This window comes from Actinomadura livida (genome assembly GCF_014648675.1).
Taxonomy (GTDB): domain Bacteria; phylum Actinomycetota; class Actinomycetes; order Streptosporangiales; family Streptosporangiaceae; genus Spirillospora; species Spirillospora livida.
Genome location: NZ_BMRO01000011.1, coordinates 17,186 through 30,877 on the forward strand (window position 1 = coordinate 17,186; position 13,692 = coordinate 30,877).

Genomic DNA, 13,692 nt, shown 5'->3' on the forward strand with positions numbered 1-13,692 from the left:
CGCCCGCGACCTGGGCTCAATCGCCCCTAGGTGCCCCTTCGTCGGCCAGGGCCATCCCCATCGCGCGGCTGCGCGCGTCCAGGCGCTTCAGCCCCAGCCGCTCGGCGAGGTCCACCGCCCGCAGGTACTCCTCCCGCCCCGGAACCCGTCCGATCTCGGCGTACCGGCCGCGCTCGCCGGCCCCGCCGACCAGCCCCGCGGGCGTGTACTGGGCCATGAGGTTCACGTAGGTGTCGGAGCCGAGCTCCCGCGCGATCCAGCGCAGGACCTCGGCGGTCTCCTCGTCCATGCCGGGCATCACCAGGTGCCGGACGAGCAGCCCGCGGCGCGCCAGCCCGGACTCGTCGAGAACCAGCGGGCCGACCTGCCGGTGCATCTCCAGGATCGCCGAGCGGGCCACCCGGGGGTAGTCGGGACGCCGGAGGTAGCGGCGCGCATGCCCGGACCCGGCGACCTTGAGGTCCGGCAGGTAGACGTCGACGACCCCGTCCAGCAGCGCGAGGCTTTCGGTGCCCTCGTAGCCGCTGCTGTTGTAGACGATCGGCACCTCCAGCCCACCGGACACGGCGACCGGCAGCGCCGCGAGGATCTGCGGGACGACGTGCTCGGGCGTGAGCAGGTTGATGTTGTGGCAGCCGCGGGCCTGCAGCTCCAGCATCATCTCCGCCATCCGCCGCTCCGTCACCCGCTCACCCTGGACGATCCAGGAGACGTCGTGGTTCTGGCAGAACACGCAGCGCAGGCTGCAACCGGAGAAGAAGATCGTGCCGGAGCCGCGGCGGCCGCGGATGCAGTCCTCCTCGCCGAAGTGCGGGAAGTGCGCGGCGACCACGGCGTCCCGCCCGATCCCGCACAGGCCGGTCTCGTCGGCCGCGCGGTCCGCCCGGCACAGCCGCGGGCACACCCGGCACAGCTCGGGACCGAGCAGGCGGCGGGAGACCTCGGCGCGCCGGACGAGCCCGGGGACGTCGAGCACGGTGCCTCCTCCGCGTCGGCCTTGCGAGCCGCCGGGTCACGCCGCTACGGGGATCCGGCCGTCAGGACGTCCAGCGCCTCGCGGGCCGCTTCGACCACCCGCCGCCATTCGGGCATCGCGATCACCGACGCGTCGTCGGCGCCGGGCGGCAGCGCCTCCAGCAAGGGCGTGAGAACGCGGTCCAGCGCCACGATCGCACGCGCCTCCTCCTCGCTCGTCAGCACCGTCCCCACATAGTCATGCGGTGACTCGGCGACTCCGGTGTCGTCGTAGAGCGTGCTGATGTTGGCGTCGAGGTCCTCGATGAGCCGGGGGTCGGATCCGCGTTCCTCGACCCACATCTTCCGCTGGTAGCCGGGGTCGGACAGGACGCGCACGGCATCAATGACGCTTCCGCGTATTCCCGAGTAGTCGCTCATCGGACGTCACTCCGGGGAAAAGGGGTGTGCCGGCTCATGGATGACTCCAACCGCTCCACTTCAGCCACTCGTCCAGCGGGATATGGGCTTCAGGCGTCTTGGTCGGTTTCGGCGCCTTGATAGGGTTCCCGTACCGGTCCAGGATTTTGCCGTTCGAGTTTATCACGACATGATCGACGCGCTGGCTCGGCCAGGGGCTGTTGGGATCGCCCTTGTCAATGCGGATTCCATTGTTGGGGTTATTGGGGTCCCGCCACCGCCAGCCCGGCTTGCTGGGATCCTTGAGCGCCTTCTTGTTCGCCTGCCCGGGGCCCCACTCCTTCGGCACCTTGTCCTGTGCCTTTTGCGGGGGCTTCCCGTTGGCCCACGGATTCGTCTTTGACGGCTTCTTGTCCTTTTTTCCCTTGAACAGCCCCTTGAACCAGGAGTACGCGGCGGCGATCGCGGCGGCGGCCTTCTTGAAAAGCCAGACGATACCCCGCCAGATCCATTTGACCAGCCAGCCGAGCAGCCGCAGGATGTAACGGCCCAGAAACCGGAGCAGCCACAGGACGGCCACTCCGATCACGCACCAGATCCCGCCCGACATGCTCGCCCGGCGGCGCACCTCAAGGATCTTGCCGTAGGTCGCGGCGGCGGCCTCGGCGATGGCGGTCTTGGCCCCGAGCACCGCCTGCGCCATCGCCCGGACCCCGTCGGCGATCGCGTCGAGCGCACCGCACACCGTGTCTACGTGCTGTTCGAACGTCTCCCAGAGCCGCCCGAACGCGTCGATCGAGGCGCCCTGGTTCTCGCCGCCCACCCGACGGGAGACCGCCGAACCGTCACCCTTCAGGCCGCGCATCTCACCCGCCAGAGAGCGCCACTGCTCGCCGAGTTCGCCGAGCCGGTCCTCGTCCGCTTGCGGCCACCGCCCGCCCGCCTTTTCCACGAGCCCCGCCAGTACGGGCGGTAACGTCAGGGTCATGGGCGCCCGAGTCTCTGCTGGATACCGTGAATCTGCTCGCGGGTCGCATCATCGGCGGCCGCGATATTGTCGGCGCTCACCCCGAGGTTGACGCCGACGGTGTCGAACGCCTCCGCCAGGCCGCCGAGCAGTTCGCCCAGTCGCGCCGTCACTTCCAGATAGCCGCCCTCGAAGACGGACCCTTCCTCATCCGAGCCCCATATCGCCGAAGACCCTGCCACCTGCGATTTCAACGATTCCTGCCGGCCGTCGAGCCGGGCGCCGAGTTGTTGCATCGACGTTCCCGCCGAGCGGAGTCCCGGAACGTTCACGCTGAACTCATCGGACATGGCATCATGTTAGCCGCGAGGTCAATAGCGGTAGAAGGCAGGAGTCAAGATGGACCTCGAGCCCCCATATAAGTCCAGGCGGGAACGTGTTCTGGCCGAACCGGATGGGAATGCGACTCCCGCCGTCGCCCCGGCCGCACTGCGCGCCGAAGGGCGGTCACGGGACGGCCTGATCAGGGTCACGGTCAGCCATGAGGGCCGAATCGATGAGCTGTCCATCGACCCCCAGGCGCTGCGGGCGGGCCCGCGGCGCGACGCGGCCGGACTCGCCGAGGAGATAAAGCACGCGGTCAATGCCGCGATCGACCGCCTGCACGAGCGGATCCGGGAGGACACCGAAGGAATCTTCGGCGGCGACCTGAACCTCCACAAGACCGCGGAGCGCTTCGAGGCCACATTGGAGCGGCTGACAAGCGACATCGCCGAAGCCCACCGCAAGTTCCAGCCCTGACGACGGTCACGCCGCGGGGCGGTCGGCGCGGTAGAGACGGATCAATGCCCGGGATATGGCGGCGGGCCAGATTGTCGCGTGCTGCTCGTCGGGGAGCACTTCCGTGTGGACGTCGACGTCCGGGTGAGTCCGTAGGCGGGCCGTGAAGGTGCTCAGGTCGGCCACCATGTCGAGGCCGGAGAAATCCTCGCGCATCTCGGCGGGCATGATCGGCCAGCCCCGGTCAGGGCTGTCCTCCCGCTCGCCGACGGCGAGGTAGACGTCGCAGGCGCCGCGGTCGGTGACGGGGGCGCGGAGGTCGTCCAGGAGCAGGTGGTCGTCCCACCAGAGGGACGGGCTCACCGCCAGGAACCTGCGGAACCCCTCGGGGCGGCGCAGCAGGGTCCAGCAGGTCATCAGGCCGCCGAGGGAGAAACCTCCGAGTCCCCGGTCGGCGGGGTCCAGAGGGTGGACGGACTCCACGTGCGGCGCGATCACCTTGCGGATCAGGTCGGGCATCGCGCCGGCGCCGCCCGTCCCGTAGGCGGGTTTCGTGCGGAGGTATGGGGAGGCGGCGTCGGTGGGCGTCAGGTCACGGGCGCGCTGGGCGACCAGGCGTCCGGGGTCGTCGGTGTCGGGGGAGATGCCGACGACGGCGACCGGCCGCAACTGCCCCAGGGAGAACCAGCGTGTCGTCCGCGCGATCTGCGCAGCGACCACGAAGGTCAGGAAGCCGTCGAGCAGGTACAGGAAACGGGCCTTCCTCCGCGGACGGCGGCAGCGCCACCGAGACCCGCCACCGGTCGGTGGGCCCCGGGCCCGCCACCAGCGAGTACCGCACCGCATCCGGCAGTGTCGCGGGCTTCGCCGCCCAGGTCGCCATGCGGCGATTCTAGGAAGATCTCGAGTCAGGCTTCGGCGTCCTCGGGCAGGCTGCTCCTGCGTTTCGCCCCCGGCCCGCCGGCGAACGTGTCGAGCGACAACAAGCTGTTGGTGAACGTACTGAACGCGGGCTCGATTCCGAGCTCGGTTGCGCGCTGCCGCCCGCAGGCACGAAGGTCGCGCAACCGCTCGCAAGCATGATCAACTTTATGGCGCGGTAGGTCGCGCGCAGATGGGCGACCGGTTTCCGTCTGCGCATTGTCGTGATGGCGCGGGGCCTGGCTCCTTCACCCATGCTCACCGCGGACGGGGGAGCGGCGCCGGTACTCGGCGACCAGCTGCGGCAGGGCCGCCAGATGGTCGGCGATGTCGGTGAGCGCCACCGACTGCAGGACGCCCCGGCGCCCGATCGCCTCCTCGTACAACGCGATGGCCTGCTCGGCCGCCTGCCCCGCCGCGGTGAGCTGGAACAGGAACCGCTTGCGGTGGAAGTCCTCGACGGTGGTGACGCGGCCGGTGTCGGCATCGGCCCGCAGGTTGCCCCACTCGACCAGCTCGTCCAGCGCCTGGGCGAGCCGCCCTCGTCGCCGTCGCGGCGAAGTTCGGCGGCCACGCCCTCGGGACGCAGGTGGACGATGAACCGCTCCTTGGCCCGCCCGAAGGCCAGTAGCACCTCCCGGTAGAGCGCGGCGTTCGGCACACTGAGATGCGCGAACGGCTGCGGCCCGGCCGGCCCCGAGTCCGGATCCGTCACAGGACCATGGTCAGACATCGCCGCGCGGGACCGGGCCGGCTCCGCGATGACCGCGTCCCGCCCGTCCGGCTCCGGCCCCTCGTCAGGCTTCGGCGGTGTCGGGGAGGCCGCGGCGTTCCTGCTCGCCGGGCGGGCGACTCAAGAGCCGCCGCGGCCGAGGTGGATCACGGGGCCCCTGAGCCGGCTCACTGGCTCAGTGCGTCCGTACGGGGACGAGCCCACGGGGTGACCATTAGGTCATATGTACAGCCCACGCCGTACCTGCTGTCAATACGACGAAGGCGGTGGAAACGGTGATAACAGATAGAGCGCGCCTGACCATCTACAGTCCTTCGTTCCGTGTAAACCAGAAGGGGTCCGGAATTCCCGACACAGGATAGTGGTGGCCGATGCTCCGCGTGGGCAGAAGCACAATCTTGGTGGGCCTTGGTCAGGGTATTGACCATAGTGAGGCTTTGGTTAGATTTTCTGCGATTCTCTGCTACGTGCCCGCGGAGTCGTCGGTGTCCTGCAGGCGTGCGTCGAGCTCCCGGGCCTCGGGGGTGCCGCTGGACTCGAAGATCGCCTGCGCGCGACGCCAGCACTCCTGGGCCGCGCCCCTGCCCTGCACATGCAGCAACGCCGTGCCGAGGCCGTCGAGGGCCTTGCCCAGTTCGTACGGGACGCCGATCCGCTCGGCGAGGTCGCATGCCCGCCGCAGCTGGTCCACGGCCGCCGGGTAGCGGCCGGACGCGGCGAGGGTCTCGCCCAAATGGCGCAGGGCGCGTGTTTCCTCATAGCGTTCATTGATGGCCCGAGCAAGGTTCAGAGCGCGCCGATGGTGAATGAGCGCCTCGCCATATCGACCCATGCTCTGAAAGGTCGCCCCAATGCCGATCAGCGTCTCGATCTGATTTCGCCGGTCGCCGATTTCCATCGCGATCGCGAGCGCTTTTCGGTAATTCTCCAGGGCGGCGTCGTAACCGCCGGTATGCCGGTGCACATTGCCCGTGTTGATGAGCATGATCGCCTGGTGCTGGCGTCCGAGCCCGGCGGCGGCCTCCGCCGTCCGCTCGTAGTAACCCACTGCCGAGTCGACATCGCCCATGCGCAGGAGCAGGTCGCCCATGTTGTTGAGGGCCATCGTCCGGCCGCGCGGGTCATCGATCTCGGTGAACACCGACAATGCGCGGAGCCGCCGCGCCTCGGCCTCCCCGTAACGGCCCATGAACTCCAGGAAAATCGCCGCATGATCGAGATTTCGCGCCTCGCCGCGCCGGTCGCCGATGGAACGGCTGAGGTCCTGTGCCTCCTCGCACCGGGACAGGGCCTCCTGGAAATTCGACCGGTGCCAGTGAATGAGACTGATATGCGCCAGAATTTCGGCCTCGCCATGCCGTTCACCGATCGACCGGTAGATCGTCAGGGCTTCTTCGGCGTCTTCGAGCCCGGTGCCGTACTCGCCGCCGCGGAAACGAACGAGACTGCGGTCCGCCAGCGCGTGCGCGAGCCGGAGACCGCCGCCCGTGTCGCGGAGGACGCGGATCGCCCTGGAGTGGAGCCGCTCGGCGGTGTCCCAGTCCCCGCGCGCCTCCAGATGCCCGGCGAGCGCCTGGGCGAGCCCGGTAACGTGTTCGGGGAAGCCCGCACGGTGCGCCTCAGCGGCGGCGGTCAGCAGGCACCCGTGCTCAGCGGCGAACCATGCGGCCGCCTCCGCTCCGTCCGCCATCGGCGGCACCTCGGGCGGCGGATGCGCGATCCGCGCGGCGCCCGGCCGGCGGCGCGGGGTCAGCAGGTGGTCCGCCCGGTCCGCCGCGGCGAGGTAGAAGTCCAGGACGCGGTGGACGGTCCGGCGCCGCGCGGCCTCCCCGTCCACCTGGAGGGCGAGGCGGCGGGCGTACTCCTGCACGAGGTCGTGGAAGCGGTACCTGCCCCCGGCCGGCTCGGTGATCAGGTGCCGGTCGAGGAGCTCCTCCAGCATCCGCTCCGCCTCTCGGACCGGCCGGCCGAGCGCCGCCGCCGCGACGTGCGCGGTCAGGTCGGGGCCGGGAAGCAGGCCGAACGCCCGGAACGCATCCCGCAGCGGCGAGGGCAGGCCCCGGTACGACACCCCGAACACGGTGGTGATCTCACGTTCCCCGTCCCGCAGCTCGTCCAGCCGGCGGTCGTCGGCGGTGAGCCGGGCGAGCAGGTCGCCGGCGTCCCAGGCGCGGCGGTGCCGCAGCCGTGACGCCGCCATCCCCACGGCGAGCGGCAGGCATCCGCAGCGCTCCACGACCGCGGCGACGTCCTGGTCGGCCCGTGCCCGCCCGGCCCCGGCGATCCCCGTGAACAGGGCCGCGGCGTCCCGGACCGGCAGCACCTCCAGTGACAGCGGCCAGGATTCGTGCAGCCCGGTCAGCCGCCGCCGGCTCGTCACGATCACCAGGCAGCCGGCGGACGCGGGCAGCAGCGGCCTGACCTGGTCGTGCCCGGCGACGTCGTCCAGCACGATGATCGCCCGGCTGCCCGCCAGCCGCGACCGCCACAGCGCGGCGCGCTCGTCCAGCGCCCGCGGCACCCGGGTCGCCGGGACGCCGATCATGCGCAGCAGCGTGTCGAGCGCGTCCGCCGGGTCGACCGGCTCCTGCCGGGGGTCGTGCGCGTGCAGCTTGAGGAAGATGTGGGCATCGGGGAAGTCCCCGGCCAGCCGGTGCGCGAGGCGGACGGCGAGCGCCGTCTTGCCGACCCCGGGCATCCCGTCGATGGCGAGGACGGTCATCGCGGACCCCGCCGGTGCGCCGCCGTCCGGGACCGCGGCCATGAGCTGCCGCAGCTCCGCCTCCCGGCCGGTGAACCGCGGGACGTCGTGCGGCAGGACGCGAGGAGGCCGGCCGGCGCCCAGCAGGGTTCCGGGGACGCGGAGCAGCGCCGGGTCGCCGCGGAGGATGCGTCGCTGGAGGTCGCGCAGCGCCGGGCTCGGCTCCGTTCCCGACTTCGTCACGAACAGGTCGTGGGTGCGCCGGTAGGTCTCCAGGGCCTCGGCCTGCCGCCCGGAGCGGTAGAGCGCCACCATGAGGCCCTGCACCGGGCGCTCGTCGTCCGGATGCCGCGCGGCGAGGTCCGACAGCTCGTGTACCAGGTCGGCGTGGCGGCCGCGCTGCAGTTCCAGGTCGATGCGCTCGAAGGTGACGGTGAGCAGTTCCTCCCGCAGGGTGTGGCGGGTCCGCTCGACCCAGTCCCCGCCGAGGTCGGCGAGCGGCTCCGCCCGCCACAGCGCGGCCGCCCTGCGGTAGTGGTCGAGGGCGTACTCCTCGTCGCCGCTCTCGGCGATCGCGCGTGCCTGGTCGCGCAGGAGCCGGAAATGGTGCAGGTCGACCGACTCGTCGGCGACGTCGATCCGGTAGGAGCCCTGCCGGGACGGCAACGCCACGCCCGGCACCCCTTTGAGATGCCCCCGCAGCCGCGTCATGTAGGAGTACAGGCTCTGCCGCGCCTTCGCCGGCGGAGGGTCGTCCCAGACGCGGCGGATGAGGGTTTCGACGGGCACCGGCTGGCGCGGATTGAGCAGCAGGGCTGCCAGCACGCACCGTTCCTTGGTCGTTCCGAGGTCGTGTCGCCGGCCGTCGATCCACAGCTCGACGGGGCCTATGACGCGGAACTCCACCGGTTCCCCTTTGTGGAAATCTCCTCCTGTGCCAATTTTGGCATCGCTTGTACCGAATAGCCAGGGTTTAGCCGTTATTCACAGGTCTGTACCGCTGTCCCACTACTTACCGGGTCAGGATGACTGCAAGTTTTCGTCAAGTTCTCCGGCGGACACTCGAACCCGGAGGGCAGGTCAATTCGACCTGCGACGGAGGGACGGATGTTCGCATCCGAGGTCAAAGGGGGTTCGTTGACGGCAATGACCGGCTTTGAATGGCGCCGGGCCCTGAGCGGGTTCGATCCCGGCTGGTGGGGACGGCTGGGGGACCGGCGCACCGTGCTGGTTGTGGTGGGCTCGCCCGCACCGGGGCAGCCCGCACTGGACGTTGCGCGGCTCGCGGGAACCGACCCGCGGCTGCGCGTGCTCTTCGCGGCGGCCCCCGGGCCGTCCTCGGCGGCCGTGGAGGTGATGCTCCGGGACGCGGGCGCGGCACCGCTGCGCTTGTCCGAACTCGCTGACGGCGACGTCGGCCTGGTCGTCACCGCGCACCGGATCCCCGGGCGCCCGCCGGGCGCGCCGCTCATCGCCCTGCCGGGAACGATCCCGGCGGACGTCAAGCACAGGCCCGCACCGGCCGTGTTCACCTACGCCCACCATCTGGACCGCCCGCCGGGCGCCGAGGACGGCCACGTGGTCGGCGACTCCGACCACGACCGGCTGGTGGCGAGCCTGCCGCTGCGCGACTTCTACCGGCGCGCCCTGGGCGTCGTCGGGCGCGGGCTCGTCGTGGTGGCCCTGCCCACGGCCGGCGGCACCGGTCCGTGCACCCGCTGCCGGTCGCAGGACGTGGTGCGCCGCCTGCTCGCCGAACTGCCGCCCGATCTCTACCACGTCCTCGGTGTTCCCGAGCCGGGCGGCGACCGCTGCCCGGGCGGGCCGGGGGTCGCCGCCCTGCTGCGGTGCGGCCTGGGGCTCCTGCCGCCGGAGGCGGACTGGCGGGCCGCTCTCGTAGCCGCCGACTGGATCCTCGGGCCCCCGGGCCCGGTCACGAGGTACGGGACGCTCACCGGGGCGCCGGTGCTCATCACCGGGCCGCCGCCCGGGGACGCGCTGCGCCTCTTCAGCGTCCGGCTCGCGGCGCACCGGCCCGTCCGCCCGCAGCTGGCCGAGGCGGCGGCGCGGTGGCGGCCGGAGCGGGTCCGGCCGGTCGCCGACCGGATCACGTCCGAGCCGGGCCGGTTCGACCGCAACATGCGCAGCCTGATGTACGGGCTGCTGCGGTTGCCGCAGCCCGCCACGATCCCCGCGGCGGACCCGGTTTCGCCGCCGTTCCGCATCGGCGTCCGGGCCGGGGAGCCGCTCTGCCCCGTCCCGCAGGGAGGCTGAAGTGGACTCTTCGGCGGACGCGTGGGTGCCGGGCCCGTTCGGCCTGGACGCCCTCAAGGGCTCGACGGTACGGGCACGGCGGACGGTCCTCGCCGTCGCGCACCACGTGACGGCGGCGACCCGGCTCGCCGACGTCATGCCGTTACTGGAGACCGACCTGCGGGTCGCGGTCGCCTACACGGCGGCGCCGGCCTCGGCGAACACGGGCGGCCTGCACGCGCACCTGCGGGACCTCGGCGGGCTGGTGCTGCCCTGGCGGCAGGCGCGCAGCACCAGGTGGGATCTCGTCGTGGCGGCGGGGCACGGCATGCTGGAGAAGCTGCACGGGCCGGTCATGACCGTGCCGCACGGCATCGGCCCGGGCAAACTCCTCCCTCGCTACGCCGGCGCCGGGCCGACCGCCGCGCGCCCCGTCAGCGGACTGATCAGGGAGCGGCTCGTCGTCGGCGGGCGGGTCGTGCCGTCGTCGATCGTCCTGGCGCACGACCGGCACCTGGAGATGCTCGAACGCGAGTGCCCCGAGGCGCGCCCGGTGGCGTTCACCGGCGGCGACCCGTGCCTGGACCGGCTGGTGGCGAGCCTGCCGTACCGGGACGCGTACCGCCGCGAGCTCGGGGTGCGGCCCGGCAGGCGGCTCGTGTTCGTCAGCTCCACCTGGAACGAGGACTCGCTGCTCGGCCGCTATCCCGACCTGCTGCTGCGGGTCGCGGCCGGGCTTCCGCGCGACCGGTACCAGGTCGTCGCCGCGCTGCACCCGAACGTGTGGTCCTTCCACGGCAGGCGCCAGGTCCTCGCTTGGAACGCGGAGTGCCGGCGGCTCGGCGTCCGGCTGTTCCCTCCGGAGGAGGGATGGCGGGCGGGCCTGGTCGCCGCCGACGTCCTGCTGGGCGACCACGGGTCGGTCACCTGCTACGGCGCCGCGATCGGGGTGCCGGTGCTGCTCGGCACCTTCCCGGAGGACGCCGTGGCGCCCGGCACCCATGTCACCGGGCTCGGCGCGTTCGCGCCGCGCGCCGACTGGGACCGGCCCCTGGCCCCGCAGCTGGAGGAGGCGGTGCACGCCTTCACCGGACGGGTCCATGCCGCGATGCGGGGCGCCATCAGCTCCCGGCCGGGCGAGGCGGCCCGCCTCATCCGCGGGGAGATGTACCGGCTGCTGCGGCTGCCCGACCGGGACCGGCCGCCGGACGTCGAGCCCGTCCCGCTCCCGCCCGCCGGCCTCGCATGGGCGGCGTGATGGCCAGGCTGGTGCGGGTTTGGGACGACCTGCCTGGACCGGTGCGCGTGCTCATCGGCGGGCGGACGCTCACGCTGCGGCGCCCGCCCGGGGGCGGCCCGGTCCCGCCGCCGTGCGACGAGCACCTCGTGGTCGGCCACGGCGAGCCGTCCCGGGCCTGGCGGGCGTGCGCGGACGTGATCGTCGGCCGTGCCGGGGACCCGGCCCGGCTGCTGGCGGCCCACCCGGGGTGCCTCGTCGCGGTGGCCGTCACCGCGCGGGGGTGCCTGGTGGCGGCCGGCGGCCTGGAGGCGCGGCTCGATCCGGTCCTCGGCGGCGAGTGCGCGGCCGGCGACGCGGCCCTGTACGCGTCCGCCCTCCATGCCTGGCTGGTGGCGGGCGGGCGGCCGGGGGCGCTCACCCGGCTCACCCTCGTGCGTGGGAACACGGTCACGGTGGTCGGTCTGACCCGGCTCCGGGATCGCCGGGCGGCGCGTCCGGGAGGGCGGCGAGCCGCGCTGTGACCTCCGCCGCCTGCGGCGAACCCAGCTCGGTGTAGATGGCGAGCGCCCGTTCCAGCAGCGGGCGCTCGCCGGGTTCGCCGCGGTGCTGCGCGACCCGGGCCAGCTCGCGCAGCGTGCCGGCCTCCACATGCGGTGCGTCCATCTCCCGCGCGACGTCGTACGCCTCGCGGAGGGCGGCGGCGGCCTCGTCCGGGCGTCCCGCCCGGAGCCGGGCCTGGCCGAGGCAGGTGAGCGTCCGCGCCCGGTGGTAGGGCTCGTCCGGCAGCGTGAACGTCTCCAGCGCGCGGGCAAGGGTCTCTTCGGCCTCGGTGTGGCGGCCGGCCATGCCGAGCGCCTCGCCGATGTGCCTGTCCATCAGCGCGACTCCGCGCGGACGCCCGAGATCGGCGTGGACGTCCCGCGCCAGGGCGAACAGCTCGGTGGCGCGGGACGGGTCGCCGGTGGCGAGCGCCACGACGCCGAGTCCTTCGAGCGCTGAGGCCTCGCCGAGCCGGTGGCCGGCCCGCCGCTCCAGGTCTAGAGCGGTCTCGTAGTGGACGGCCGCCGTGCCGTGGTCCTGGAGGTTGAGGCGGATGATCCCGAGCCCCTCCAGCATCCGTCCCTGGGCCCTGAGGTCGTCGGCGGACTCGGCGGCGGCGAGCCCCAGCTCGTACATCCGGATCCACGACCGGTAGTGCCTGCGCTGCAGGAACAGCGGCCACATCGCCTCGGAGAGCTGCCAGGTGACGGCGTGGAGTCCGTTCTCGTGTGCTTGCCGCGCGACCGCCTCCAGGTTCGGCCGTTCCCGGTCGAGCCACTCCAGCGCGGCCGGGCGGGACGCGAACAGGTCGTCCGGCGGCGCCGCGTACCGTTCGCCGAGATGCCACCGTCCCGGCATCAGGGTGCGGTCGGCGGCGACGGCGGTCGTCAGGTACCAGTCGGCGAGCCGCGCGAACGCGGTCTCGCGGCCGGACTCCGGGGCGAGGGACGCGTCCCGCGCGTGCAGGCGGACCAGGTCGTGGAAGCCGTACCGGTCGCCGGGGCCTTCGAGGAGCAGGCTGGCGTCCACCAGGCCGTCCAGGAGCTCCGCGGCGCGGTCCTCGTCCGTCCCGATCAGGGCCGCCGCCGCGGCGACGGAGAAATCGGGCCCCGGGTGGACGCCGAGCAGGCGGTACGCCGTGGCGTGCTCCTCGTCGAGCGCCAGGTAGGAGGTGTTGAAGACCGCGCTGACCGAGATGTCGCCTTCGCCGGTGCGCAGCGCGGCGAGCCGCCGGGCCTCGTCGCCGAGCTCGGCCACCGCGCGGGCGATCGGCCAGCGCCGTCGCGCCGCCAGCCGGGCGCCGGACGCGCAGACGGCGAGCGGCAGGGTGCCGCAGAGTTCGACCAGCGACCGGGCGTGGTCGCGCTCGGCTCCGATCCGGTCCGCTCCGATCAGATGCTCCAGCAGTTCCAGTGCCCCCGGCTCGCCGAGCGGGTCGACGTCCAGGAACCGTGCGCCGTCCACCACGAGGCCGGTCAGCCGGTGGCGCGAGGTGACCACGACCAGCGACGCTCCGGCGCCCGGCAGCAGCGGACGGACCTGCGCCGCCGAGACGGCGTTGTCGAGCATGACGACCAGGCGGCGCCCGGTGGTCATGGACCTGAACAGCGCGGACTGCTCGTCGGTGCCGGCCGGGATGCTCTCCGGCGCCGCTCCGAGGGCCCGCAGGAAGCGTTCCAGCGGCTCGTCGGGCGGGAGCGGCTCGGTTCCGGAGAAGCCGCGCAGGTCGATGAACAGCTGACATTCGTAGCAGTCCTTGATCCCGTGCAGCCAGCGCAGCGCCAGCGTGGTCTTGCCGACGCCGCCGGGCCCGGTGAGGACCACGAGCCCCGGCGGTTCCGCGAGCGCCGCCAGCCGCCGCAGCTCGCTGTGCCGATTGGCGAACAGCCCGGGTGGCGGCAGTTGCGCGGGCGAGGGGAGGGGTGTCGCGCCGGGCGCGGTGATGTGCACTCCGCCGGCGATGGACCCGGCCTGGACGCTGGATCCCGCTATCCTCCCGGTCAGCTCGTTGGTCCAGCGGTCCCGTTCGTCGGGAGACTGCACGTTCTATCCATCCCATTGGCTCGGTGGCGTGTCGATCGCCCGCTTTTCCGTTAACGTACCTGGGTGTCCCGCTTTAGGTAACTAGCGAGCTTTATTTCCCATTTGGGGCATGTCTTAATGGGGTGCCGAGAATGGTGATC

General features: G+C 72.4%; 11 protein-coding genes and 1 pseudogene. 4 read left to right on the forward strand and 8 right to left on the reverse strand.

Annotated features, from left to right (window positions below):
• Window positions 1-16 precede the first annotated feature (16 nt).
• From IEZ03_RS25025 to IEZ03_RS25040, 4 genes are read right to left on the reverse strand one after another with little or no spacing between them, the layout of a single operon-like run.
• On the reverse strand, window positions 17-976 hold the full coding sequence (locus IEZ03_RS25025) for a radical SAM protein (RefSeq protein WP_184887765.1): 960 nt from the start codon (window positions 974-976) through the stop codon (window positions 17-19).
• A 44-nt stretch (window positions 977-1,020) separates the two neighbouring features.
• Complete coding sequence (locus IEZ03_RS25030; RefSeq protein WP_184887763.1) at window positions 1,021-1,395, reverse strand: SCO4402 family protein; 375 nt, start codon at window positions 1,393-1,395, stop codon at window positions 1,021-1,023.
• Between the two features lie 34 nt (window positions 1,396-1,429).
• Window positions 1,430-2,362 (reverse strand): WXG100 family type VII secretion target, encoded by a 933-nt coding sequence (locus IEZ03_RS38160; RefSeq protein ID WP_221480864.1) that lies wholly within the window; start codon window positions 2,360-2,362, stop codon window positions 1,430-1,432.
• Window positions 2,359-2,691, reverse strand: a complete 333-nt coding sequence (locus tag IEZ03_RS25040) for a hypothetical protein (protein WP_184887761.1) — start codon at window positions 2,689-2,691, stop codon at window positions 2,359-2,361. Before IEZ03_RS25040 ends, IEZ03_RS38160 begins: the two co-directional genes overlap by 4 nt.
• Before the next feature lie 49 nt (window positions 2,692-2,740).
• Here IEZ03_RS25040 and IEZ03_RS25045 point away from each other — a divergent pair, with 49 nt between their 5' ends.
• Complete coding sequence (locus IEZ03_RS25045; RefSeq protein ID WP_184887759.1) at window positions 2,741-3,142, forward strand: YbaB/EbfC family nucleoid-associated protein; 402 nt, start codon at window positions 2,741-2,743, stop codon at window positions 3,140-3,142.
• Window positions 3,143-3,148: 6 nt separating this feature from the next.
• Here IEZ03_RS25045 and IEZ03_RS25050 read toward each other — a convergent pair whose 3' ends face one another.
• The 3 genes and pseudogenes from IEZ03_RS25050 to IEZ03_RS25060 form a co-directional block, all read right to left on the reverse strand.
• Complete coding sequence (locus IEZ03_RS25050; protein WP_184887757.1) at window positions 3,149-3,967, reverse strand: alpha/beta hydrolase-fold protein; 819 nt, start codon at window positions 3,965-3,967, stop codon at window positions 3,149-3,151.
• A gap of 323 nt (window positions 3,968-4,290) precedes the next feature.
• Window positions 4,291-4,775 (reverse strand): annotated as a pseudogene (locus IEZ03_RS25055) (DUF2397 family protein).
• A gap of 463 nt (window positions 4,776-5,238) precedes the next feature.
• Window positions 5,239-8,382, reverse strand: coding sequence for an AfsR/SARP family transcriptional regulator (locus tag IEZ03_RS25060; RefSeq protein ID WP_184887755.1), 3,144 nt, complete (start codon window positions 8,380-8,382; stop codon window positions 5,239-5,241).
• Window positions 8,383-8,622: 240 nt separating this feature from the next.
• On the opposite strand from IEZ03_RS25060, the gene IEZ03_RS25065 reads away from it, so the two are divergent.
• Genes IEZ03_RS25065 through IEZ03_RS25075 form a run of 3 tightly spaced genes read left to right on the forward strand, consistent with a single transcriptional unit; the run spans window position 8,623 to window position 11,490 of the window.
• Entirely contained in the window at window positions 8,623-9,750 is a 1,128-nt protein-coding gene (locus tag IEZ03_RS25065) for a hypothetical protein (protein WP_184887753.1), read from the forward strand.
• Between the two features lies 1 nt (window position 9,751).
• Window positions 9,752-10,987 (forward strand): hypothetical protein, encoded by a 1,236-nt coding sequence (locus tag IEZ03_RS25070; protein ID WP_184887751.1) that lies wholly within the window; start codon window positions 9,752-9,754, stop codon window positions 10,985-10,987.
• Window positions 10,984-11,490 carry a hypothetical protein gene (locus IEZ03_RS25075; RefSeq protein WP_184887749.1) on the forward strand — a complete coding sequence of 169 codons (507 nt, stop codon included), beginning with the start codon at window positions 10,984-10,986 and terminating at the stop codon, window positions 11,488-11,490. The genes IEZ03_RS25070 and IEZ03_RS25075 overlap by 4 nt, the downstream gene beginning before the upstream one ends.
• On the opposite strand, the gene IEZ03_RS25080 is transcribed toward IEZ03_RS25075, so the two are convergent.
• Window positions 11,417-13,552: an ATP-binding protein gene (locus IEZ03_RS25080; protein WP_184887747.1), complete on the reverse strand. Its 2,136-nt coding sequence runs from the start codon at window positions 13,550-13,552 to the stop codon at window positions 11,417-11,419. The two genes, IEZ03_RS25075 and IEZ03_RS25080, sit on opposite strands and share 74 nt — an antisense overlap.
• Window positions 13,553-13,692 lie beyond the last annotated feature (140 nt).